Origin of the sequence: Ponticoccus litoralis, assembly GCF_039769985.1 — a bacterium.
Classification (GTDB): Bacteria; Pseudomonadota; Alphaproteobacteria; order Rhodobacterales; family Rhodobacteraceae; genus Ponticoccus; species Ponticoccus litoralis.
In genome coordinates, this window is sequence record NZ_JBDNCH010000002.1 from 1,201,934 (window position 1) to 1,224,574 (window position 22,641).

19 protein-coding genes and 3 pseudogenes are annotated in these 22,641 nt (G+C 69.9%); 13 read left to right on the plus strand and 9 right to left on the minus strand.

Annotated features, from left to right (window positions below; all coding sequences use genetic code 11):
• Nucleotide 1: 1 nt before the first annotated feature.
• Genes ABFB10_RS06945 through ABFB10_RS06955 form a run of 3 tightly spaced genes read left to right on the plus strand, consistent with a single transcriptional unit; the run spans nucleotide 2 to nucleotide 2,837 of the window.
• The gene (locus ABFB10_RS06945) at nucleotides 2-601 is read left to right on the plus strand and encodes an HAD family hydrolase (RefSeq protein ID WP_347165955.1); all 600 of its coding nucleotides are present in this window, start codon (nucleotides 2-4) and stop codon (nucleotides 599-601) included.
• Complete coding sequence (locus tag ABFB10_RS06950) at nucleotides 598-1,398, plus strand: metallophosphoesterase (RefSeq protein WP_347165956.1); 801 nt, start codon at nucleotides 598-600, stop codon at nucleotides 1,396-1,398. Before ABFB10_RS06945 ends, ABFB10_RS06950 begins: the two co-directional genes overlap by 4 nt.
• Nucleotides 1,395-2,837, plus strand: coding sequence for a cobyric acid synthase (locus ABFB10_RS06955; protein ID WP_347165957.1), 1,443 nt, complete (start codon nucleotides 1,395-1,397; stop codon nucleotides 2,835-2,837). Before ABFB10_RS06950 ends, ABFB10_RS06955 begins: the two co-directional genes overlap by 4 nt.
• Here the strand turns inward: ABFB10_RS06955 and cobD are convergent.
• The 3 genes and pseudogenes from cobD to ABFB10_RS06970 all read right to left on the minus strand — a co-directional run bounded on the left by cobD (nucleotide 2,834) and on the right by ABFB10_RS06970 (nucleotide 6,101).
• Nucleotides 2,834-3,808 (minus strand): threonine-phosphate decarboxylase CobD, encoded by a 975-nt coding sequence (cobD, locus tag ABFB10_RS06960; protein ID WP_347165958.1) that lies wholly within the window; start codon nucleotides 3,806-3,808, stop codon nucleotides 2,834-2,836. The two genes, ABFB10_RS06955 and cobD, sit on opposite strands and share 4 nt — an antisense overlap.
• Before the next feature lie 10 nt (nucleotides 3,809-3,818).
• Nucleotides 3,819-4,755, minus strand: a pseudogene (cbiB, locus tag ABFB10_RS06965) (adenosylcobinamide-phosphate synthase CbiB).
• Nucleotides 4,752-6,101, minus strand: a complete 1,350-nt coding sequence (locus tag ABFB10_RS06970; protein ID WP_347165959.1) for a histidine phosphatase family protein — start codon at nucleotides 6,099-6,101, stop codon at nucleotides 4,752-4,754. The pseudogene cbiB and the gene ABFB10_RS06970 overlap by 4 nt, the downstream one beginning before the upstream one ends.
• 43 nt (nucleotides 6,102-6,144) lie before the next feature.
• Between ABFB10_RS06970 and cobU the strand changes: the two genes are divergently transcribed.
• The 3 genes from cobU to cobS are packed head-to-tail and all read left to right on the plus strand — an operon-like array spanning nucleotide 6,145 to nucleotide 8,409.
• Nucleotides 6,145-6,651 (plus strand): bifunctional adenosylcobinamide kinase/adenosylcobinamide-phosphate guanylyltransferase, encoded by a 507-nt coding sequence (cobU, locus tag ABFB10_RS06975; RefSeq protein WP_347165960.1) that lies wholly within the window; start codon nucleotides 6,145-6,147, stop codon nucleotides 6,649-6,651.
• Nucleotides 6,652-6,667: 16 nt separating this feature from the next.
• Nucleotides 6,668-7,675 carry a nicotinate-nucleotide--dimethylbenzimidazole phosphoribosyltransferase gene (cobT, locus tag ABFB10_RS06980; protein WP_347165961.1) on the plus strand — a complete coding sequence of 336 codons (1,008 nt, stop codon included), beginning with the start codon at nucleotides 6,668-6,670 and terminating at the stop codon, nucleotides 7,673-7,675.
• Nucleotides 7,672-8,409, plus strand: a complete 738-nt coding sequence (cobS, locus tag ABFB10_RS06985) for an adenosylcobinamide-GDP ribazoletransferase (RefSeq protein ID WP_347165962.1) — start codon at nucleotides 7,672-7,674, stop codon at nucleotides 8,407-8,409. Before cobT ends, cobS begins: the two co-directional genes overlap by 4 nt.
• Nucleotides 8,410-8,715: 306 nt before the next feature.
• Here the strand turns inward: cobS and glpK are convergent, their stop codons facing one another.
• Nucleotides 8,716-10,200: a glycerol kinase GlpK gene (glpK, locus tag ABFB10_RS06990; protein ID WP_347165963.1), complete on the minus strand. Its 1,485-nt coding sequence runs from the start codon at nucleotides 10,198-10,200 to the stop codon at nucleotides 8,716-8,718.
• Between the two features lie 183 nt (nucleotides 10,201-10,383).
• Between glpK and ABFB10_RS06995 the strand changes: the two genes are divergently transcribed.
• The 3 genes from ABFB10_RS06995 to ABFB10_RS07005 all read left to right on the plus strand — a co-directional run bounded on the left by ABFB10_RS06995 (nucleotide 10,384) and on the right by ABFB10_RS07005 (nucleotide 13,996).
• The gene (locus tag ABFB10_RS06995; RefSeq protein WP_347165964.1) at nucleotides 10,384-10,821 is read left to right on the plus strand and encodes a response regulator transcription factor; all 438 of its coding nucleotides are present in this window, start codon (nucleotides 10,384-10,386) and stop codon (nucleotides 10,819-10,821) included.
• Nucleotides 10,818-12,101, plus strand: a complete 1,284-nt coding sequence (locus tag ABFB10_RS07000; RefSeq protein WP_347165965.1) for a transporter substrate-binding domain-containing protein — start codon at nucleotides 10,818-10,820, stop codon at nucleotides 12,099-12,101. The genes ABFB10_RS06995 and ABFB10_RS07000 overlap by 4 nt, the downstream gene beginning before the upstream one ends.
• A gap of 299 nt (nucleotides 12,102-12,400) precedes the next feature.
• Nucleotides 12,401-13,996, plus strand: a complete 1,596-nt coding sequence (locus ABFB10_RS07005; protein ID WP_347165966.1) for a PAS domain-containing sensor histidine kinase — start codon at nucleotides 12,401-12,403, stop codon at nucleotides 13,994-13,996.
• Nucleotides 13,997-14,129: 133 nt separating this feature from the next.
• Here ABFB10_RS07005 and ABFB10_RS07010 read toward each other — a convergent pair whose 3' ends face one another.
• From ABFB10_RS07010 to ABFB10_RS24010, 3 genes and pseudogenes are all read right to left on the minus strand, one after another.
• On the minus strand, nucleotides 14,130-14,651 hold the full coding sequence (locus ABFB10_RS07010; protein WP_347165967.1) for a PAS domain-containing protein: 522 nt from the start codon (nucleotides 14,649-14,651) through the stop codon (nucleotides 14,130-14,132).
• The gene (locus ABFB10_RS07015) at nucleotides 14,563-16,281 is read right to left on the minus strand and encodes a CheR family methyltransferase (RefSeq protein ID WP_347167956.1); all 1,719 of its coding nucleotides are present in this window, start codon (nucleotides 16,279-16,281) and stop codon (nucleotides 14,563-14,565) included. Before ABFB10_RS07015 ends, ABFB10_RS07010 begins: the two co-directional genes overlap by 89 nt.
• A gap of 50 nt (nucleotides 16,282-16,331) precedes the next feature.
• Nucleotides 16,332-16,553 (minus strand): annotated as a pseudogene (locus tag ABFB10_RS24010) (chemotaxis protein CheB); the annotation flags it as partial.
• A gap of 438 nt (nucleotides 16,554-16,991) precedes the next feature.
• Between ABFB10_RS24010 and ABFB10_RS07020 the strand changes: the two are divergent.
• Nucleotides 16,992-17,756, plus strand: a complete 765-nt coding sequence (locus tag ABFB10_RS07020; RefSeq protein ID WP_347165968.1) for an HpcH/HpaI aldolase family protein — start codon at nucleotides 16,992-16,994, stop codon at nucleotides 17,754-17,756.
• 210 nt (nucleotides 17,757-17,966) lie between these two features.
• Here ABFB10_RS07020 and tal read toward each other — a convergent pair.
• Nucleotides 17,967-18,934 (minus strand): annotated as a pseudogene (tal, locus tag ABFB10_RS24015) (transaldolase).
• 217 nt (nucleotides 18,935-19,151) lie between these two features.
• Here tal and ABFB10_RS07035 point away from each other — a divergent pair.
• From ABFB10_RS07035 to ABFB10_RS07045, 3 genes are all read left to right on the plus strand, one after another.
• Nucleotides 19,152-19,883: a PIG-L deacetylase family protein gene (locus ABFB10_RS07035; RefSeq protein WP_347165969.1), complete on the plus strand. Its 732-nt coding sequence runs from the start codon at nucleotides 19,152-19,154 to the stop codon at nucleotides 19,881-19,883.
• A gap of 79 nt (nucleotides 19,884-19,962) precedes the next feature.
• On the plus strand, nucleotides 19,963-20,634 hold the full coding sequence (locus tag ABFB10_RS07040; RefSeq protein ID WP_347165970.1) for a 4-carboxy-4-hydroxy-2-oxoadipate aldolase/oxaloacetate decarboxylase: 672 nt from the start codon (nucleotides 19,963-19,965) through the stop codon (nucleotides 20,632-20,634).
• A 13-nt stretch (nucleotides 20,635-20,647) separates the two neighbouring features.
• Nucleotides 20,648-21,703 (plus strand): 4-oxalomesaconate tautomerase, encoded by a 1,056-nt coding sequence (locus ABFB10_RS07045; protein ID WP_347165971.1) that lies wholly within the window; start codon nucleotides 20,648-20,650, stop codon nucleotides 21,701-21,703.
• 139 nt (nucleotides 21,704-21,842) lie between these two features.
• Here ABFB10_RS07045 and ABFB10_RS07050 read toward each other — a convergent pair whose 3' ends face one another.
• Nucleotides 21,843-22,610 carry a sulfite exporter TauE/SafE family protein gene (locus ABFB10_RS07050; RefSeq protein ID WP_347165972.1) on the minus strand — a complete coding sequence of 256 codons (768 nt, stop codon included), beginning with the start codon at nucleotides 22,608-22,610 and terminating at the stop codon, nucleotides 21,843-21,845.
• Nucleotides 22,611-22,641 lie beyond the last annotated feature (31 nt).

Below are 22,641 nucleotides of genomic sequence, written 5' to 3' on the forward strand. Positions count from 1 at the left end.
GATGCCCGCACTGATCGTCTGGGATTTCGACGGCGTCCTGAACGCCAACCTGCGCGGCGGGCGGACCTTCTGGGCCGACAACATGAAGGCCGATCTGGGCATCGACCCGCGCGGCTTCAGCCACGAGATGTTCACGGCGGGCGACTTTCGCGACATCCTGCGCGGACGGCGGGATCTCCTGCTGCATGTCTCGGACTGGCTGGCGCGCCACGGGCATGACCTCAGCGGCGAGGATTTCCTTGCCTACTGGTTCGAAAAGGACGCCCATCCCGACGCCGAGGTGCTGGGCTGGCTGAAGGCGCATCCGGCGCGCCATGTCATCGGCACCAACAACGAACACCGGCGCTGCTGCTACATCGAGGAGCAGATGGGCTATGCGGCCCATGTGGACCATGTCTTTTCTTCGGGCCGGATGGGGGCGGCAAAGCCCGACCCCGGCTTCTTTGCACAGATCGAGCACTGGGCCGGTCTGGCGCCCGCGCGCATCCTGCTGGTCGACGATGTCGCCGCCAATATCGCCGCCGCCACGGCCCGGGGCTGGCAGGGGTTCCATTTCACCGACACGACCCGCAAGGCGCTGCCCGAAAGGCTGGGGCTATGAGCGCCCCGGCCCGCGTCACCCGCTACCGGATCACCGCGCGCCGCGATGTGCCCGCGCCGCGCCTCAGCCTCGCGCTTGTCGCCGACCTGCACGCCTGCCGCCCCTTCATGGACCTGCCGCGCATCCGGGCGCTGGTGGCGCAGACCAATGCGCTGGGGGCCGACATGATCCTGCTTCTGGGCGACTACGTGGGCCATGTCTATGGCGGCCGCAGCCTGCCGCCGGAACCGGTGACCGAGGCACTGGCGCAGCTGAGCGCACCGCTGGGGGTCTTCGCCGTCTTCGGCAACCACGACTGGAAGGACGACCGGCAGGCCCGGGCCACCGGCGACCCGACCATATGGCACCGGGCCTTTGCCGCGCACGGCCTGCCCTGCCTGAACAACGACGCGCTGACCATCGAGGCACCCGGCGGCGCCTTCACGCTGGCCGGGCTCGATTCGCAGCGCGCCTTCCGCAGCTTCTGGCACCGCGACGCGCCGGGGGCGGACCGGCTGGACCAGGTGCTGCCCAAGCTGGACCCGGCCCGCTTCACCCTGCTGATGGCGCATGAGCCGGACATCTTCCCCGAACTGCCCGGCCATATCGACCTGACGGTTTCCGGCCATACCCACGGCGGCCAGATCCTGCCCTTCGGCCAGCCGCTTGTGGTGCCCTCCCGCTTCGGCACGCGCTATGCCTACGGCCATACCGAGGAAGAGGGGCGGCAACTGGTGGTCTCGGGCGGGCTGGGCTGTTCTGGGCCGCCGTTCCGCTACCGCAGGCCGCCGGAACTGGTGCTGCTGGAGATCGCATGACCGCGCTGATGATTCAGGGCACCGGGTCGAACGTCGGCAAGTCGATGCTGGTCGCCGGGCTGTGCCGGGCCGCCCGCCGGCGCGGGCTGTCGGTCGCGCCCTTCAAGCCGCAGAACATGTCGAACAACGCCGCCGTGACCGCGGATGGCGGAGAGATCGGGCGCGCGCAGGCGCTGCAGGCGCTGGCCTGCGGGCTGGCGCCGCATACGGACATGAACCCGGTGCTCTTGAAGCCGGAAACCGATGTCGGCGCGCAGGTCGTGGTGCAGGGGCGGCGCATCGCCACCGTGAAGGCGCGCGACTATGCCCGGCTGAAGCCCGACCTTCTGGCTTCCGTGCTAAAGAGCTTTCGCAGGCTCAGCGCCGCGCATGACCTCGTGATCGTCGAGGGCGCGGGCAGCCCGGCAGAGGTCAACCTGCGCGCGGGCGACATCGCCAACATGGGCTTTGCGCAGGCGGCGGATGTGCCGGTGATCCTCTGCGGCGACATCGACCGGGGCGGGGTGATCGCGCAGATCGTCGGCACGCAGGCGGTCATGGACGCGGCGGACAGCGCCCGCGTGGCGGGGTTCCTGATCAACAAGTTCCGGGGCGACCCCTCGCTCTTCGACGACGGCTATGCGCTGATCGAGCAGCGCACCGGCTGGCGCGGCTACGGCGTCGCGCCGTGGTTCCCGCAGGCGTGGAAGCTGCCCGCCGAGGACGCGCTGGACATCGGCGCACCGGTGCGGGCCGGGGGACTGCACGTGGTCTGCCTGCGGCTCTCGCGGATCGCCAATTTCGACGACATGGACCCGCTGGCGCAGGAGGATGGCCTGCGCCTGACCATGCTGCCGCCCGGAGAGGCCCTGCCCGGCGACACCGACGTGGTGATCCTGCCCGGCAGCAAGTCCACACGCGGCGACCTCGCCTTCCTGCGCGCGCAGGGCTGGGACGTGGATATCGCGGCGCATGTCAGGCGCGGCGGCCATGTGCTGGGCATCTGCGGCGGCTTCCAGATGCTCGGGCAGTGGATCGACGACCCCGAGGGCATCGAAGGCCCCGCCGGGCGCGATGAGGGCCTTGGCCTCTTGCGCGTCGGCACGGTGATGACCGGCGACAAGCGCCTGACAGAGGTGCGGGCCGTGCACGCGGCCTCTGGCACCGGGTTCGACGGCTACGAGATCCACATCGGGCGCAGCGAGGGGGCGGACCGCGCGCGGCCCTTCGCGCTGGTCGACGGCGCCCCCGAGGGCGCGGTCAGCGCCGATGGCCGGGTGGCAGGCAGCTACCTGCACGGCATGTTCCGCGACGACGGCTTTCGCGCGGCATGGCTGGCGGGCTTCGGGGTGCAGGCCTCGGGGCGCTACGGCGAAACGGTCGAGGCGACGCTGGACGCGCTGGCCGACCACATGGAACAGCATCTGGACGTGGCGGGCCTGCTGGCGGCGGCGCGCTAACCCATCGCCCGCGTCAGCCAGCGCCACTCGGCCTCTGTTCCGGGCAGGCCGAGACGCAGCCAACGGTCAGAATAGGGAAAGCGGCGGGTCCAGACACGCGCCTGCGCCAGCCGGTCCTGCGCTTTGGCGGCGTCTGGCGTCGCGTAGGTGCGAAACAGCGTCGTGCCGCCCACCAGCGACCAGCCCGCCTGCCCGGCCAGCCGGTCCATGCGCTCGGCATCCTGCGCCAGCCGCGCAACGGTGGCCGCCTGCCAGACGGTGTCCGCATAGGCGGCCTGCCCCGCCGCAAGCGCCGGGCCGCAAACCGCCCATGGCCCGGCCATGCGGCGCATGTCGTCGACGAGGGGGCCGTGGGACAGCGCAAAGCCCAGCCGCAGCCCGGCGAGACCGTAGAACTTGCCGAAACTGCGCAGCACCACCGCCCGGGCGCGCTCTGGCAGGCGCCCCCAGTGCGGCAGGACCGAGAGAGCTGGCGTGGCGTCGGCAAAGCTTTCGTCCACCACCAGAAGCCCGACGCGCCCGGCCACTGCAAGCAGTGCATCGGGATCGTGCCGCTGACCGTCCGGGTTGTTGGGATTGACCACGACCGCGACGCCGCAATCATCTAGTGCGTCCAACGTCGCGACCTCCTCGACCGTCCAACCCATGGCGCGCAGGGCGGCGGCATGTTCGTTGTAGGTCGGCCCCAGCACCCGGGCCAGCCCCGGCGCCCGCAGGCGCGGGACCAGCTGGATCGCCGCGGAAGCCCCCGCCAGAGCCAGGCACTCACAGCCCTGCGGGGCGCCAAAGGCCGCGCGCGCGGCCTTTTCCACCGCCGCGATGTCGCGCCCCAGCGGCAGGGCGGTCAGGGCCTCTGCCGCAAGATCGGGCATCGGATAGGGCAGGCGGTTGATGCCGGTGGACAGGTCCAGCCAGTCGCCGCCGCCGTAAACCGCGCGCGCGCGGTCGAGATCGCCTCCGTGATCGCGCATCACCCCTCCGTCACACCATCCAGAGCAGCGCCAGCAGCCCGGCCCCCAGCACCATCGTCCGCCGGTAGAGCGCCAGCCCGCGCCGCAGGTCCTGCGGCTCCGGGTCCGGGGCCGCGGCGTTCACATATGGCTCATCGGCGACGGTATTGCCATAGACGCGCGGACCGGACAGCCGCCGGTGCAGCGCCCCGGCCATCGCCGCCTCGGGCCAGCCCGCGTTGGGCGAGCGGTGCTGCCGCGCATCGCGGCGCATGACGGCAATGGCCCGGCCCGGCCGCCCCGAGGCCAGCGCGAAGAGCAGCCCGGTCAGCCGCGCAGGCAGAAGGTTCACCAGATCGTCCAGCCGCGCGGCGGCCTTGCCGAAGTTCTCGTAGCGCTCGGACCTGTGGCCGATCATCGAGATCCATCGTATTGATCGCCTTGTAGACGGCCAGCCCCGGCAGCCCCGCCACCACCCCCCAGAACAGCGGCGCCACGATCCCGTCCGAGGTGTTCTCGGCCGGGCTTTCCAGCGCCGCGCGGGCGACACCCCGGGTGTCCAGCCGCGCCGGGTCGCGCCCGACGATCATCGCCACGGCCCGACGCGCCCCGGCGAGATCTCCGGCAGCGAGGGGGCGGGCAACAGCCCCGACATGCTGGTCCATCGACCGCACCGCCAGCAAGGGCCAGGCCGCCAGCGCACCCACCAGCAGGCCCGCCCAGCCCCCGGGCAGGGCCGCCTGCACCCAGAGCGCGGGCACCATCACCGCCGCGCAGACCAGCGCCACGGTCAGCGCCCCCATGGCGCGGCGGCGCCCCGGCGCGCTCCCGTTCAGTCGCGCCTCGAGCATCGAGATCAGCGCGCCGATCCAGACCACCGGGTGGCCGATGCGCCGGTACAGCCGGTCGGGCCAGCCCACCGCCGCGTCCAGCGCCATGGCCAGCAGCATCATCCCCGCGACGCTCATCCCCGGCCCCCGGTCGTGAAGTGGCACAGGCCCGTCAGGCCGGCCTCTGCCATAGGCTCGAACAGGCCCTCCGGCACCGCCCCGGGGGCGAAAATCAACGCCCGGGCAGAGCCTGTGTGCGCGCGGGCGTGGCCCGGGGCGCCCGGGGCTGCGGCAAGCGCCTCTGTCGGGTCGTCCGAGGGGCCGCGCAGGGCGGTGCAGCGCCGCGCGGACTCTGATGCGATCCCTGCGGCCTCGGCCAGCCCCGGCGCACCGCGCCACGCGGCAACCAGATCGGCGACATCCGGAAAGGCCAGGTCCGCCGGATCGGTGCGCAGCGGCGGGCCGAAGAAGCCGCCCACCACCTCGGCGCGGGGCGGCGGCGCCACATTCTCCAGCACCCGCGCCTGACGCGGCGCCCAGAGCACCGCGTCAGGCGCGGGCAACATCAGCGGATCGGTGGCGCCCTCGACCGCAAGGCAGGCCTCTGCGAGCCCCTCGGGCACGCCCGCCTCCCGGGCGATGGCCACCAGCGCCGCCGTCGACATGCCCGCGCCGCCGCCGACCGGGAAGGAGGCGCGCAGGTCCCATGCCCCCTCGGCATCGCGACCGATCCGCTGTAGCAGCGCGCGGACCAGCGCCTCCGGCAATACGGGATCGCCGGTCAGGGCAAGGGCGCCGCCGCGCGCTCTCGGGTCACGCGCACGCCCCGGTCCGGGCAGGCCAGCGTCACCAGCGCCAGCGGCCCCTCCGGACCGAGGCGGCCTTGCAGCCACTCGCCGAAATGTCCGGCAACAAAACTCATCCCCCGCCCGGTTGGTCTGGACGATCGACCAGCCCCCGGCGTGGCGGCGCAGGCGGGTCAGGGACAGCGGCGCAACCTCGAAGGTCAGGCCCGCGGCGATGTCGCCCAGCGCATGGCCCAGCGCGGCGCGCACGGTGCCCGCATGGGCGACGACCGCAACCGGCCCCTCTGGCAGGTCCGCCAGCGCGGGCAGCACCCGAGCGGCCATCTGCACAAAGCTCTCGCCACCCGGATAGGCCTGTCGCGCCAGTGTCTCGCGCGACATCGGGCCAAGATCCGGCAGGCTGTCGACGGGCCTGCCGTCCATGGTGCCGAAGTCCTGCTCCCACAGGCGCGGATCAGGGATCGGGGCCAGCCCGGGCCAAAGCGCGCGTGCCGTCTGCACGCAGCGCAGGGCGGGCGAAACACGGATCTGGCGCACCTCCGCCAGAAGGCTGCGCAGCGCGGTAGTTCCGGCCTCTGGCAGGCATGCGGGCACGTCGGTCCGCCCGCACAGGCGCCCGCCATGGTCGGCGGGGGCGTGGCGGATCAGCAAAAGCTCGTTCGTCGCAAACAGGGCCATGCGGTCTTTCCAATCGCGTCGGAACCTGCTTTTTCACGATCCCATGACAAAGTCGATCCTCATCACCGGCGGCGCCCGGTCCGGCAAGAGCACTCTGGCGGAACGCATGGTCGAGGGTTTCGGCCTGCCCGCCACCTATATCGCCACGGCGCAGGCCTTCGATGCCGAGATGGAACAGCGGATCGCGGACCATCAGGCGCGGCGCGGCGCGGGCTGGCACACGGTGGCCGAACCGCTCGACCTGCCCGGCGCGCTGGAGGCCGCCGACCCCGCGCGCCCGGTGCTGATCGACTGCCTGACGCTCTGGCTGACCAACCTGTTGCTGGCAGAGCGCGACTGGCGCGCCCCCGCCGAGGCGCTGGCCGGGTCGCTGGCGCGCGACAGGGCGCCGGTGGTGATCGTCACCAATGAGGTCGGCGCCGGTATCGTGCCGGAAAACGCCCTTGCACGGGCCTTTCGCGATGCCGCGGGAAGCCTGAACCAGACCATCGCGCAGGCCTGTGACGAGCTTTGGCTCTCTGTCGCGGGCCATCCTTTGCAAATCAAGTGAACACGGTGACTTGCCCATGACTGCCCTGCCCCTCAAGCGCCTCGACGACGTGGCGGCGCTGGACCTTCCCGGCTTCGACACCGAGGCGGCCCGCGCCGCCGAGGCGCGCCAGATGACCCTGACGAAGCCGCCCGCCTCGCTGGGCCGCCTCGAAGACCTCGCGGCCTTCATGGCAGGCTGGCGCGGCGTGGCACAGCCGCGGATCGACAAGGCACAGGCGCTGGTCTTCGCGGGCAACCACGGCATCTGCGCGCGCGGCGTGAACCCCTTCCCGCAAGAGGTGACGGCGCAGATGGTCGCCAATTTCAAGGCCGGCGGCGCGGCGATCAACCAGCTGTGCCGGGTCGCCGGCGCGGATCTGGAGGTGGTCGCGCTGGAGCTCGACCTGCCCACGGCGGATTTCACCGCAGGCCCCGCCATGACCGAGGCCGAGACGCTGGAGGCCATGGCCACGGGCGCGGCGGCGGTCGACACCGGCGCCGACATCCTGCTGCTGGGCGAGATGGGCATCGGCAACTCCACCGTCGCGGCGGCGCTGGCTCTGGGCGCTTTCGGCGGCAATGCGCAGGGCTGGGTCGGGCGCGGCACCGGGTCGGACGCCGATGGCATGTCCCTGAAGGCGCGGGTGATCGCCGAAGGCGTGGCGCTGCATGACGGCCTGTCCGCCATGGGCAAGCTGGCGGCGCTGGGTGGCCGCGAACAGGCGGCGATCTGCGGCGCGGTGCTGGCGGCGCGGATGGCCCGCATTCCGGTGATGCTGGACGGCTTCATCTGCTCGGCCTCGGTGGCGCCGCTCTTCGCGGCCCGGCCCGAGGCGCTGGACCACTGCCTGATCGCGCATCGCAGCGCCGAGCCGGGGCACCGGCAACTGGCCGAGAAGATGGGCAAGGCGCCGCTTCTCGACCTTGGGATGGCCCTGGGCGAAGGCTCCGGCGCGGCGTTGGCGCTGACGGTCCTGCGCGGCGCGCTGGCCTGCCACAACGGCATGGCCACCTTCGCCGAGGCCGGAGTGGCGGGCGCGTGATCCGGCGCCGCCTGTCAGAAATACAGGTGGCGGTGATGCTGATGTCCCGCCTCCCGGCGGGGCAACTGGGTGACGGGTTTCCCTCGATGAATGCCGCGCGATGGGCCTTTCCGCTGGTCGGCCTGCCGGTGGGCCTGCTGGTCTGGGCGGTGCTTGCGGCCCTGCCCGATGGCCCGGTGGGAGCGGCGCTGGCCCTTGGCGCGGCGGCGCTGGTCACCGGCGGGCTGCACCACGACGGGCTGGCGGATTTCGCCGACGGCATGGGCGGGCAGAACCGGGAGCGACGGCTGGAGATCATGCGCGACAGCCGGGTCGGCAGCTATGGCGTGATCGTCCTGATCTTCACGGTGCTTCTGGGCGGGCTGGCGCTGGCCGAGCTGGGCGCCGACCTCTGGGCGATCCTCTTCGTCAGCCTTCTCAGCCGCCTGCTGATGGTCTGTACGCTGGACCTCCTGCCCCCGGCCCGGACCGAGGGATTGGGGCAACAGGCCTCTGGCACGACCTCCCGCATGGCATGGCTGCCCGGCGCGGCGCTGGCGCTGGCCTGCGGCGCGCTGTCCGGCAGCGCTGCGGTCTGGGGCGCCGGGGCCGTCATGCTGGGCACCGCCGCGCTGGTCGGATGGCAGGCCCGGCGCCGGTTGGGCGGGCAGACCGGCGATGTGCTGGGGGCGGTGCAGCTGGCCTCGGAGACCGCGGGCTGGGTCGCGCTGGCGGCGCTGCTGGGCGCGGGCTGACAGTCCGAACACCTTCGTAGCCGGGCGCGCACGGGGGCAGCCCGGACAAAAGGACCTTGCCCATCGATGGCCCCCTTTCCCCAAGCTCCACAAAAGCACGGCCCCCACCCGGCCAGCCGGGAACGCGACCGGTGCGGTGGGGAAAGCGCTTCGCCGCCACGCTGATCCCCCTCGCCCGCGATCCCAAAAGCGCTTTCGGCGCCCCCGCGGCCACGGGCGCGCCGGGTGCGATGGGGGAGAAGCGATTTGGACCCGGGGCGGTCCCGGTCGACACACAGCCCGGAAAATCGCTTCCCCGCGCCCGGCCTAGAAGGCCTGCGCCGCCTCGACCGCGCGCTTCCAGCCGGCGTATTTCGCGTCGCGACTTTCCGCCTCCATCGCCGGGACAAAGCTGCGGTCCAGATCCCAGGTTTCCGAGAAACCGGCCATGTCGGGATAAAGCCCCGCCCGCTGGCCCGCCAGCCGGGCGGCCCCCATGGCGGTGGTCTCCAGCACCGTGGGCCGGTCGACGCCCGCGCCGATGATGTCCGCCAGGAACTGCATCGCGTAGTCCGAGGCGCTCATGCCGCCATCCACGCGCAAGACCGACTCGGCCTCGGCTTTCCAGTCGGCGCGCATCGCGTCCAGCAGGTCCCGGGTCTGGTAGCCCACCGATTCCAGCGCCGCGCGGGCGAATTCCTCGGGGCCCGAGTTGCGGGTCAGCCCGAAGATGGCGCCCCGGCAATCGGCGTTCCAGTAGGGCGCGCCAAGGCCGGTGAAGGCGGGCACCAGCACCACCTGCTGGGCATCGTCGGCGGCCTCGGCCAGCGGCTGCGTCTCCTTGGCGTCGCGGATGATCTTCAGCCCGTCCCGCAGCCATTGCACCACGGCACCGGCGATGAAGATCGAACCTTCGAGCGCATAGGTCGGCTTGCCGTCCATCTGGTAGGCGATGGTCGTCAGCAGGCGGTTCTGCGAGACCACCGGTTCCGCCCCGGTGTTCATCAGCGCGAAGCACCCAGTGCCATAGGTCGATTTCAGCATGCCCGGCTGGAAACAGGCCTGCCCGATGGTGGCCGCCTGCTGGTCGCCCGCAACGCCGAGGATCGGGATCTCTTCGCCGAAGAGGTCGGCGCGGGCCATGCCGAAGTCGGCGGCGCAATCCTTGACCTCGGGCAGCAGCGATTGCGGGATCCGCAGCATCTCGCACATCTCGTCGGACCATGCGCCGCGCCGGATGTCGTACAGCATCGTGCGCGCCGCATTGGTGGCGTCGGTGACATGTTCGGCGCCGCCGGTCAGGTGCCAGATCAGCCATGTGTCCACGGTGCCGAAGGCCAGCTCTCCGGCCTCGGCCCGGGCGCGCGCGCCCTCGACGTTGTCCAGCAGCCGGGCCAGCTTGGTCCCCGAGAAATAGGGATCGAGCAGCAGGCCGGTGGCCTGTGTCACCGCCGCCTCGAGGCCCTGTTTCTTGAGATCGGCGCAGAAGGCAGAGGTGCGGCGATCCTGCCAGACGATGGCATTGTGCAGGGGCTTGCCGGTCTTGCGGTCCCACAGCAGCGTCGTCTCGCGCTGGTTGGTGATGCCGATCCCGGCGATGTCGCCTGCGCGCACGCCGGCCTTTTCCATCACGCCGCGGCAGGTGGCGGCAACCGTGGTCCAGAGGTCCGAGGCCTCGTGTTCCACCCAGCCGCTGTCGGGGTAGTGCTGGGCGAACTCTTCCTGTGCGACGACCGCGACTTTCATGGCCTCGTCGAAGAGAATGGCGCGACTGGAAGTCGTGCCCTGGTCGATCGCCAGGATATAGGGCATGGGGTCTCCTCCCGGTTGCGGGGTCTTGCCGCCCCGACGCGGATCACACAGTGGCCCGGAATGCGCCGAAAGGTCAAACGGATGCGCGGGCGGCGGCCTCGGAATTCTCTGGCCTTGCGGCGCACCGCCGTGTGAAGGTGACGGCGCAGCCGCTGGGGGCGCAGCGCGATCGCGAGGGGAAGCGTGGCCAAGATCCTGATCCTTGAAGACGATACGGTTTTTGCCGGCCTTGTGCGGCGCGATCTCGAAGCCTTCGGCCACGCGGTCTCGCTGGCCGCCACCGGGCACGAGGCGCTGGAGCTGGTGATCGCCGAGGCCTTCGATGCCGCCATCGTCGACGTCTACATCAAGGTCGACGGGCGCCTGACCTCGGACGGCGGGGTCCTGTTCATCTCGCGGTTGCGGACGCTTCTGGCGGAAACCCGCCACGCCACGCGCACGGATATCCCGGTGCTGGCCATCTCCGGCGCGGCGCGGGCCGGCATGCCCTACGACATTCTGGGCACCACCCGGAAGCTGGGCGCGGACGATGTGCTGCCCAAGCCCTTCGCGCCCCAGGTCCTGCGCGAGAAGCTGGACGCGCTGCTGTCCGGCCAGGGCGGGGATGGCGGGGCGCCGTGATCGCGCTCTTTCGGCCCCTTGCTTTCGCACTGACCCTGCTTGGCGCGGCGGGGATGGCCACGGCGCAGGACGCGGCGCCGCTGGTCTCGGGCTGGACGCCGACGCCGGGGTTCTTCACGCCGGTCGAAGGGGATGGCCCGCCGTCGGGGTTCTTCGGCGATATCGGGCAGGAGATCGCCGCGCGCAGCGGGATCGACATCGCCTTCCGCAAGCTGCCGGACGTCATCTCGATCATCGAACAACAGGCCAGCGGCGAGGCGCAGATCCTGCCCGGCGCCGCCCGGATCCCGGCCCCGGCGGACAGCAACGTCTTCTCGGCGCCGCTGGCGGAAAGCGAGGTGCATCTGTTTGTCCGCGCCGACGCCCCGCCCGAACGCACCCGCGACAGCTTTGACGGCCTCAGCCTTGGCGTGGTGGACCGCACCGCGGGCGCCGACATGGCGCAGGGCATCGGCACGGATAACACCGTCATCGCCTATCCCGACTTCGGCGCCGCGCTGGGGGCGCTGCTGTTCGGTCAGATCGACGGGCTTGTGGCGGTCTATCCCGGTGTGATGGGCGTGTTGCGCGCCAACGGGCTGGAAGCCGAGGTGCGCCGCCTTGGCCCTGCCCTTGCAACGACCCGCCACGTGGTCGCCCTGCACGACTCCCGCGCCGATCTCATGCCGCGCGTGCAAGAGGCGCTGGACGCGATGGAGGCGGACGGCACGCTGGCGGGGCTGCGCCGGAAGTGGGCCATGGACGTGCCCGCGCCGCCGCCGCAGGTCTACGTGGTCGGGGTGCCGGACTTTCCGCCCTACCAGATGCAGGCGGAGAACGGGCGCTTCACCGGCTTCGGCGTCGAGGTGCTGCGCGATCTGGCGGATCGCGCCGGGATGCCGCTGCGCTTCGTCCCGATCACCAACGAGCAATTTGCCGAAGGGCCGCGCAGCGGGCAGATCGACCTGATCTCTCTGGTCGGCTTCAGCGACGACCGGCGCAACCGGATGGATTTCACGCTGCCGCTCGATCTGTACCGCTTTCTCGGTCTTCGAGCGGCGCGGCGGGCCCCGCGTCCTTGCCGAGGGCGAAAAGGCCACGCTCGAGGCTCTGGACGGGCTGCGTGTCGGCATCGAGGGCTCGACCGTGGTGCGCGCGCTGATCCCCGAGGCGGCGGGGCTGGATCTTGTGACGTTCGACGGTCAGGAGGCCCTGTTTGGCGCGCTTGTCGACAACCAGATCGACGTCGCGCTGTACCTGACGACGACCGGCACGCGCGCGCTGAGCGATCTTGGCCTTGACGGCCGGATCACCCTGCGCCAGCCGCCGCTGCTGACCTCGGAAGGCGGCATCGCGCTGCGCTTCGGCCTTGCCGGCACACGCGAACGGCTGAATGCGGTGATCCCCGGCTACCTCAGTTCGCCGCGCTACGAGGCCCTGCGCCGGGAATGGTACGGCGCGCCGCAGTTCTGGACGCCCGAGCGCATCCGCACGTACCGGATATGCCATCGCCGCGCTCGCCGTTCTGTCGGCCCTGTCCATCGCCCTGGTCAGCCTGCGCGGACGGCGGCAGGCCGAGGCGCTGAACCGGCAGATCGCCATGGCCCATACCCGCATGGGCGCGATCCTCGACGCCACGCGCGGCGCCGTGCTGGGGCTGGCGCGCGGCGGCGAGATCCTTGTGGCCAACCCCAGCGCGCAGGAGATGCTGGCCCTTGGTCCGGGCGACCTGCCGAAACCCTGGCCCGACGCGGTGACCTTTCTGGACCGCGAGGACCTTGCGCCGCTGGAAGCCTCGCACGATCCCATGCAGCGCGCCCTGGCCGGACAGATCCTGAAGGGCGAAGTGGCGCTGCTGCAGGTGCCGGGGGCGCGGTCGAAGCGCTATGTCCGCGTCTCCAGCGCGCCGGTGGGGGCGGGCGATCCCGGGGGCCTGCATTCGGTGCTGATCCTCGACGACGTGTCCGAGCAGGAGGCCAACCGCCAGCAACTGGAGCGCGCCACGCGGCTGGACGCGCTGGGGCAGCTGACCGGCGGCGTCGCGCATGACTTCAACAACCTGCTGGCAACGATCGAATACGCGGTACAGCTTGCCGCGCCCGAGGCCTCGCCGCGCGCGCAGGGCTTTCTGGATACCGCGCTGCAGACGATCCACCGCGGCGCGGCGCTGACCAAGCGGCTTCTGGCCTTTGCCAAGCAGCAGCCGGGGCTTGCGCGGTCCTACCCCGTCGAAACCGTGCTGCAGGACTTCGAGGCGCTGTCGCGGCCCTCGATCGAGAAGAGCATCGCGCTGGAGTTCACGGTCGACGAGCCGGACCTTTACGTGCACTGCGATGCGCTGCAACTGGGCAACGCGCTGCTGAACCTCGTGCTGAACAGCCGCGACGCGATCCTGCGCAGCGGCACCGGCGACCGGATCACCGTTCTGGCCCGCGCCGCGCTGCACAGCAAGGCCGCGCCGCTGGCGCCTGTGGAATCCGCCCGCGTCGTCACCACCGAGGGGCTGAAGGCCGAGGGCGCGGTCACCGAGACCGGCAAGGTCTATCGCTACGTCGAGTTCTCGGTCAGCGACAACGGGCCCGGCATGACCGACGAGGTCAAGCGGCGCGCCGTCGACCCCTTCTTCACCACGCGCGAAAGCAACTCTGGCACCGGGCTGGGCCTGTCCATGGTCTACGGCTTCGTGCAGCAGTCGAACGGGGAACTGCGGATCTATTCCGAGGTCGACAAGGGCACCAGCGTGCGCATCCTTCTGCCGCGTGGCACGGCAGAGGGCGGCGGGCGCGAGAAGCCGGTGCCGATGGACGACCCCGAAGAGGGGCGCGGCGAAACCCTGCTGGTCGTCGAGGACGACGAGGGCCTGCTGCGGATGATCCGCGACATGCTGGAACAGATGAACTACCGGGTGATCTCTGCCGCCTCGGGCAACGAGGCCATCGCGATCATTGACGAAGGCGTGCCCTTCGACCTGATGCTGAGCGACGTGGTCATGCCCGGCCGCATCGGCGGCTTCGAACTGGCCCGGCACCTGCGCGACAGCCGCCCAGACATGCCCATCGTCTACATGTCGGGCTACACCGGCATCGCGCGCTCGGAAATGGGCGAGGTTCCCGCCCCGCTGGTGCAGAAGCCCTGCCCGCGCCGGGTTCTGGCCGAAGTCCTGCGCCGCCAGCTGGACAGCGCCGGGACGCAATAGCCGAACGGCCCCACCCGCCTGCGGGACAGCGGGCCGCATGGCACAGGCCGCCCCCGAGGCACCGGAGTTTTCTCCGCAGCGGTCCCGACGCACGGGACAGCGCGCGGGACGCGACCGGCCCCGCCCCGCCGGATCAGGGCGCGCGTTGCAGGGTAATCGTCAGCCCCTGAAGGATCTTTTCCTTGATGAAATAGGGCGTGATCCGCATCTCTGTCTTCTCGCCCTTCAACTGGAAGACCTCGCTGCGGCTTTTCTGCCGCGTCAGCACATCGTGGCAGATGTCCACCAGCGCCGGGAAGGGCGTTTCGGGCAGGAAGACCTGGCTGATGTGGCCCAGATGCGCGCCGCGCTCTGTCAGGGAAAACAGTTCGATGGCGTTCTGCGAGGCGCTCTTGATGTTGAGCGAGGTGTCCAGCACCAGAAGCGGCAGCGGCAGCGCCACCTGGATCGCGTTCTTCTCGGCCACCAGACGGTTCAGCTCGTCCGAGTTGATCAGCAGCTCCTCGTTGACGGTGATCAGTTCCTCGTTGGTGGACTGCAACTCCTCGTTCGAGGTCTCCAGTTCCTCATTCGTGGACTGAAGCTCTTCGTTGGTGGACTGCAGCTCCTCGTTGGTGGATTGCAGTTCCTCGTTCGAGGTCTGCAACTCCTCCATGGTGATCTGAAGCGCCTCGCGCGAGATCCGCCAGCTCGTTCTCGACATGGGTGAGGTAGCTCGACGCCTCCTCGCTGCCCCGGTCCAGTTCGGTGCTGCCGTCGACCATCGTCGTGTCGATGGACAGAAGCGCCAGCCGCCCGTGGTTGCCCGGGTCGATGTTCAGCGGATAGGCCCGCAGCCGCACCCGGTTGAAATCCGGCCCCTTGACGTCGCGCCACAGCCCGTCGCGCGGGCGCCCGTGCTTCAGGCACAGCGGGATCAGGCTGCTGGCATCGGCGGCCAGTTCCGCCTTCAGCACCATGGTGTTCAGCCGCCCCCTCAGGTCGTCGGTAACCCGCGTGAAGGGGCTGATGTCGCCGAAGATGCGGATGATGTCCTTGTGCACGTTCACCAGCACCCCCTGAGGCGCCACGGATTCCGCCAGCGCCTTGAAGGTATCCGTCTCCAGCACGTCGCTGCCGGCCCGCGCCTTGTCCGGGCGCTGGCGCACGCCGTCGGTGATCTTGGAATTGCCGAAGCGCACCAGCGCCTTGTGGTCGAAGGTCGTGTCCAGCCGCTTGCGGAACAGCCGGGCGCCGTCGCGGACGCGGTGGAAATAGGGCTCCATCGCGCCGATGCTTTCCGAGGCGCCAAGGAACAGGATCCCGCCCGGCCTCAGCGCATACAGCAGGCGCGACATGACCTTTTCCTGCAGGGGCGTGTCGAAGTAGATCATCGTGTTGCGGAAGCTCACGAGATCGATGTCGCTGAACGGCGGGTCCTGAAAGACGTTGTGGCGCGAGAACAGCACCTGATTGCGGATCTCGGGTTTCACCCGCAGCACATCGTCCGACAGGGTGAAATACTTCTGCTGCACCGCATCCGGGATGCCCGAAGAGGCCGCCGCCGGATAGGCCCCGTTGCGCCCGCGGGTCAGGGCGGAATCGTCAAGATCGGTGGCGAAGATCTGCACCGCCCGGTCGCGCGGCATGCCCCGCCGGTCCATCAGGTCGTTCAGCATGAAGGCAATGGAATAGGCTTCCTCGCCGGTGGCGCAGCCCGGCACCCAGATGCGGAACGGGCGGTCCTTGACGCCCTCCACGTAGTCCGCCAGCTCTGCCTCCAGCGCGTCGAACTGTTCGGGGTCGCGGTAGAACCGGGTGACCGAGATCAGCAGGTCGCGATAGAGCGCGTCCAGTTCCTCGGGGTTGTCGCGGCAGAACTCGACGTAGCGGGCGTATTCCTCGAACCCCAGCGCGATCAGGCGGCGCTGGATGCGGCGGCTGACGGTGTTTTCCTTGTAGTGGCGGAAATTGACCTTGGTCCGGGCCTGAAGCTGGTGGAACAGGTCGTCGTATTCCGTCGGCTGTTCGAGGATCGCCTGCAGGGCCGTGAAATCACGCGGGCGCGACAGGATATTGGACAGCTGCTCGCCCATCTGGCGCGGCGACAGCACAAGATCGACGCAGCCGGTTTCCACCGCCGAGGCGGGCATGGTGTCGTATTTCGAGGATTCCAGATCCTGCGCGATGGTGATGCCGCCGACCTCGCGGATCGCCTGCACGCCATAGCTGCCGTCGCTGCCGGTGCCCGACAGGACGATGCCCATGCTGCGCTCTCCATAGGTTTCGGCAATCGAGGTGAACAGCCGGTCGGTACCGAGGGCTTGGGCTCTGCCGGGCGGCCAGAGGGCTGCTTGACCACCACCCGGTCGCCTTCGACCACCAGATCGGTCTTGGGCACCGGCACGTAGATCGTGTTCGCAACCAGCACTTCCTCGCGTTCCACCGCCTTCACGGCCAGCCGCGTCTCATGCGACAGAAGCGTCGGCAGCACGCTGGCGTGATGCGGCGACATATGCTGCGCCAGCACGTAGACACAGGGCAGGTCGTTCGGCAGATGCCGCGCAAGCAGCGACACCGCCTCCAGCCCCCGGTACCGAGGCGGCAATCCCCACCACGGTCATTTCGCCCTCTACCCGGGTATCCGGAGTATCGGCTTGCTCGGCATCCGTCGCGGTCATCCACCCTCACACGCATTGGCTGCGATCTTAAGACATTCTTCACCAATATCGTTTACAGACAATTAACGACTGATGGAACGGTTGCCTGCGGTGCGCAGGGTCCTTCCCTTCTGGCAACAGGCATCGCACCCCGGGGGGCTTCGCGGCTCTGACCGGCGCCCTCCAGGCGCGGGCACCTGCCGGCGGGTGGGCTGCGCCGCAATCCCTGCGGCTTCGGGTGTTTTTCCGGGCACCTCTTGACATGTCACCGCGTTCGGGCTGCTCTCGGCGGCGCCCGGGCGGCGCTTTTCTTCCGCCCCGGCGCCTTACCGGACGCGACAGGAGGACGCCCCACCATGGATTTGCCCGTCAACCGCTTCAAGGCCGCCCTGAAGGAGGGTCGCCGCCAGATCGGTGTCTGGAACACCATCCCAGACCCCTCGGTCGTGGAACTGCTGGCGGGCTGCGGCTACGACTGGCTCTTGATCGACACCGAACATTCCCCGGCAACCGACGTGATGACCCTGCCGCTGATGCAGGCGGCGGCCCCCTACCCGGTCACGCAGATCCTGCGCCCCGGCTGGAACGATCCGGTCGAGATCAAGCGCCTGCTCGACAGCGGCGCCCAGACGGTGCTCGTGCCCTACGTGCAGACCGCCGAAGAGGCCGCGAAGGCCGTGGCGGCCTGCCATTACCCGCCCAAGGGGATGCGCGGCGTCTCGGGCCTGACCCGGGCCAGCCGCTACGGCGCCATCGCCGATTACGGCCCCCGCGCCGGAGAAGAGATCTGCGTGCTGGTTCAGGTCGAAACCGTTGCGGCGCTGGACCAGATCGAGGAGATCGCGGCGGTCGACGGTGTCGACGGCATCTTTGTCGGACCCGCCGACCTTGCGGCCTCCATGGACCTGATGGGCCAGACCGCGCACCCGAAGGTGCTCGAGGCCGTCACCGGCGCGATCCGCCGCATCCGCGCCGCGGGCAAACCCGCGGGCGTGCTCTCGGCCAGCGACGCCTTCCTGCGCCCCTGCGAAGAGGCCGGCGCGGTCTTCATCGCGGTGGACATCGACGTGGCCATGCTGCGCCGCGCCGCCGTCGCCCGGCGCGAGGACTGGCGCGACTGAGCCTGCCGCCGGGGCGCCGCGCCGCAGGTCGCACGCGCCCCGCGGACGCTCCGCCCCCACAGGGCAAGACCAGGCAGACACACGCCCTTCCTTGAGCATCTGCCCCCCTTTGCGCATCGCCCCCTTCTTTGGTCCGAAAATACCTCGGAGAGCGCGAGAGGCAGCGCCTCTCGCACCTTCGAAGAAGGTCCCCATGCGCCGAGGGCGACCTCAGCCCATCCGCTCGGAGACCAGCGCCTCCAGCTTCTTGTGATCGGCGTCGAAGTTGCGGATGCCCTCCGCCAGCTTCTCGGTCGCCATGGCGTCGGCGTTCATCTCCCAGCGGAAGGTCGCCTCGTCCATCTCGACCTTCGGCGCCCCGCTTGCCTTCTCCGGCGACAGCACGCGCGGCAGGTCGCCCGTGTCCTTCGCCAGCTCGTCCAGCAGCTTCGGCGAGATCGTCAGGTTGTCGCAGCCCGCCAGCGCCTTGATCTGGTCGATATTGCGGAAAGAGGCCCCCATGACCACCGTCCCGATACCGTTCGACTTGTAGTAGTCGTAGATCCGGCGCACCGACTTCACGCCCGGATCCTCGTCCGGCGCATAGCTGTCGACACCTTCGGCCTTCTTGTACCAGTCGGTGATCCGGCCCACGAAGGGCGAGATCAGGTAGGCGCCCGCATCGGCACAGGCCACCGCCTGCGCCATGCTGAAAAGCAGCGTCAGGTTGCAGTCGATGCCGTCCTTCTGCAGGATCTCGGCGGCGCGGATGCCCTCCAGGTCGAGGCGAGCTTGATCAGGATGCGGTCCTTCTCGATGCCGCGCGCCTTGTAATCGGCAATGATGGCCCGGGCACGGGCGACAGAGGCCTCGGTGTCGAAGGACAGCCGCGCGTCCACCTCGGTGGAGACGCGTCCCGGCACCAGCGTCGTCAGCTCGGCGCCCACGGCGACGGTCAGGGTATCCACTACCTCGGCGGCGGATTTGCCCGCCTTGCGGCCCGCCTCGATCTCGCGCGCGATCAGCGCCTCCGAGGCCGGATCCTTGATGGCGTTCAGCACCAGCGAGGGGTTGGTGGTGCAGTCCACGGGCTGCCGGGTCTTCACCGCCGCCACCTCTCCGGTGTCGGCAACGACGGTGGTCATCTGGCGCAACTGATCGAGAACATTGGTCATGGCAACAGTCCTTCGCTGGGGCATGGGTCTTCGGGGAATCTGGCCCTTGCCTGACAGGAAAGCGCCGATTGGTCAATGTCATGCTGTTAGCGATAACTTTCCCCAGCGTCAGCCGCTCGCAGGCCGCGCATAGACTGATCAGTGACTATAGCCATAACTTATGAGCGGCGGATGGTTTTCTAATTGAACCGCCGCCCGCCACCATGAGACATATAGCCCAGACTTACCGAGGAGCTCCCCCATGTCCGCACCCAAGACGGCGCTTGTCCTGTCCGCCCATGCCGCCGATTTCGTCTGGCGCTGCGGGGGCGCCATCGCGCTGCACGCCGAAATGGGCTACGAGGTCACCGTGGCCTGCATGTCCTTCGGCGAACGCGGCGAAAGCGCCCGGCTGTGGAAAGAGGGCAAGACGCTGGACGAGGTCAAGGCGATCCGCCGGGCCGAGGCCGAGGCCGCCGCAGAGGCGCTTGGCGTGCACCGGCTGGAATGCTTCGACCTTGGCGACTACCCGCTGGAACTGGACCGCGACGACAAGGGCAGACTGGTCGACCTGATCCGGCAGGTGCAGCCCGCCTTCATGCTCAGCCATTCGAAATACGACCCCTACAACACCGACCACATGTACATGACGCAGGTGGCTTTGGAATGCCGGATGATCGCGCAGGCCTGGGGCCATAACCCGGGCGAGACGGTGCTGGGCGCGCCGCAGCTCTATCTGTTCGAGCCGCACCAGACCGAGCAGATGGGCTGGAAGCCCGACACCTTCCTCGACATCACGCCGGTCTGGGAGAAGAAGCGCGCGGCGATGGAGGCGATGAACGGGCAGGTCCACCTGTGGGACTACTATACCCGCGTGGCCCAGCAGCGCGCCAACCACTTCAAGCGCAACTCGGGCGGCATGTCCGGCGGACGCGATTGCAAATATGCCGAGGGCTTCGAGTCCGTCTTCCCGCGCACCGTCGACGCCTTGTAAGCCGCAAGGGCCTTCGAAGGCCCTTGCAAGCGGTTTCCAAACCGCTTGCCCCCGCCAGCCACAGCGCGAAGGAACCGCCATGCATATCGTCAGACAGACCATCGACCGCGCCGACCCCGCCGTCATCGAGGCCCTCGGCCGCGCCGGGGTGGCCACGGTCCACGAGGCGCAGGGCCGCATCGGCTGCCTCGCCAGCCATATGCGCCCGATCTACGCGGGCGCGCAGGTGGCGGGCTCCGCCGTCACGATCTCGGCGCCCCCGGGCGACAACTGGATGGTCCACGTCGCCATCGAGCAGCTGCAAGAGGGCGACATCCTCGTGCTGGCCCCCACCTCGCCCTGCGACAACGGCTATTTCGGCGACCTGCTGGCCACCTCGGCCATGGCGCGCGGCTGCCGGGGTCTGGTGATTGACGCGGGCGTGCGCGACGTGCGCGACCTGACAGCCATGGGCTTTCCCGTCTGGTCCGGGGCCGTCAGCGCACAGGGCACCGTCAAGGAGACACCCGGCTCGGTCAACGTGCCGGTGGTCTGCGGCGGTCAGGCGATCGAGGCGGGCGACGTGATCGTCGCCGATGACGACGGGGTCTGCGTGGTCCGCCGCTCCGATGCCGCCGAGGTACTGAGGAAGGCCGAGGCCCGCCTTGCCGCCGAGGACGCCAAGCGCGCGCGGCTGGCCGCCGGAGAGCTGGGCCTCGACATCTACGACATGCGCGGACGGCTGGCCTCGAAGGGCCTGAAATACGTCTGAACCGGAGGGTGACATGAGCGACGAGGGCATTCCCTGCCTCTGGATGCGCGGCGGCACCTCGAAGGGGGCCTGCTTCCTCGCCTCCGACCTGCCCGCCGATCCCGCCGCGCGGGACGCGCTGCTGCTGGAGATCATGGGCTCGCCCGATCCGACGCAGATCGACGGCATCGGCGGGGCCGATCCGCTGACCTCGAAGGTCGCGGTGCTGTCGCCCTCGACCCGGGCGGATGCGGATGTCGATTACCTCTTCCTGCAGGTCTTCGTCGATCAGGCGCTGGTCAGCGACAGGCAGGGCTGCGGCAATATCCTCGCCTGCGTCGGCCCGGCGGCGATCGAGCGCGGGCTGGTGGCGCCCTCGGGTGAAGAAACCCCCGTGCGCATCCACATGCGCAACACCGGCGAGGTCGCGGTCGCGCGCATCGCCACCCCCGGCGGGCGGGTGTCCTACCGGGGCGCGGCGCGCATCGACGGCGTGCCGGGCCACCATGCGCCGGTGCCGCTGATGTTCCAGAACATCGCCGGGTCGATGAGCGGCGCGCTCTTGCCCACCGGCAAGCCCGTGGACGTGATCGACGGCGTCGCCTGCACCCTGATCGACAACGGCATGCCCTGCGTGATCCTGAAGGCAGAGGACTTCGGCATCGACGGCAGCGAAAGCCGCGAGGCGCTGGAGGCCAACGAGGCCCTGCGCGCCCGGGTCGAGGCGATCCGCCTTCAGGCCGGGCCCCTGATGAACCTCGGCGACGTGGCCGACAGCACGGTGCCGAAAATGACGCTGGTCTCTGCCCCCCGCGCGGGCGGCGTGATCGGCACGCGCAGCTTCATCCCGCACCGCTGCCACGCGACCATCGGCGTCTTTGCCGCCGTCTCGGTGGCGACGGCCTGCACGCTGCCCGGCTCTCCGGCGGCGGCGGTCTGCGTGCTGCCCGAGGGTGAGAGCTTTGCCGTGGAACACCCGACCGGCGCCGCCGAGGTGCTGCTGGAGCGGGACGCAACCGGCGCCGTCACCCGCGCGGGCACCCTGCGCACCGCGCGCAAGCTGTTCGACGGGCGCGTCTTTCCGCGCTGAACGGGCCGGGGCCGCAAGCGGCCTCGCAGAACGCCCTGCGCGAGACGGCATCCGCTCTGCCGATGCGCTTGGACGCGCCTGCCCCGCTGCCGCCCCCTGCCCCGTCAGCCCGTCAGCGGTCAGCCTTCCCGCGGGACCGTCAGCGCCCGGACCACAGGTCCGTCACGCCGGCATAGATCAGCCGCGCCGAGAGCAGCAGAAGCACCGTGTCCAGCGCGTAGCGGAAGCGCCTGTCGTCGATGCGGTGCAAGAGTTGCAGGCCCACGGTGGTCCCGGCAAAGCCCGCCAGCATCATCGCGACGATAAAGGGCCACCATTCGGCAAAGGCAAAGCCCAGCAGGCCGAAGGTCACGCTTTTCACCCCGTGCTGCACGGTCATCAGCATGGCATGGGTGGCGACATGGGCGTGGCGCGGCAGCTCTTGCGACTTGGTGTAGGTGGCCACGAACAGCCCCGTCGCGCCGAAGAACATGGTCAGGAAGCTCGATACCGCGCCCACGAGCAGCGGCCAGTCGCGCACCCCGCGCGGCGGCCTGCCCAGCACCGACCACATGACAAAGGCGCCGATGCCGATCTGCACCCATGCGGCGGGCAGGTTCACCACCACCGCGCCGCCCGCAAGCGCGCCCACCAGAGAGCCCAGCGTGAACATCGGCAGGGCGGGCCAGAAGATGTAGCGGAAGGTCATCGCCGCCCGCCCGAGGTTCGACGCCACCTGGATCACCCCATGCGTGGGGATCAGCGCAGAGACCGGCACCAGCGTCGCCATGACCGCCAGAAGCAGGCCGCCGCCGCCGATGCCGAAGGCCACGGTGATCAGCGACCCGAGGAAGCTGGTGGAGATCAGCGCGAGGAAGACGAGATCCGTCATGCCCTCGGGCAGCAGCAGGTCCGGTATGGCGATCAACGGTTTGCCTCCCTCGGGGCTTGGGATAGGG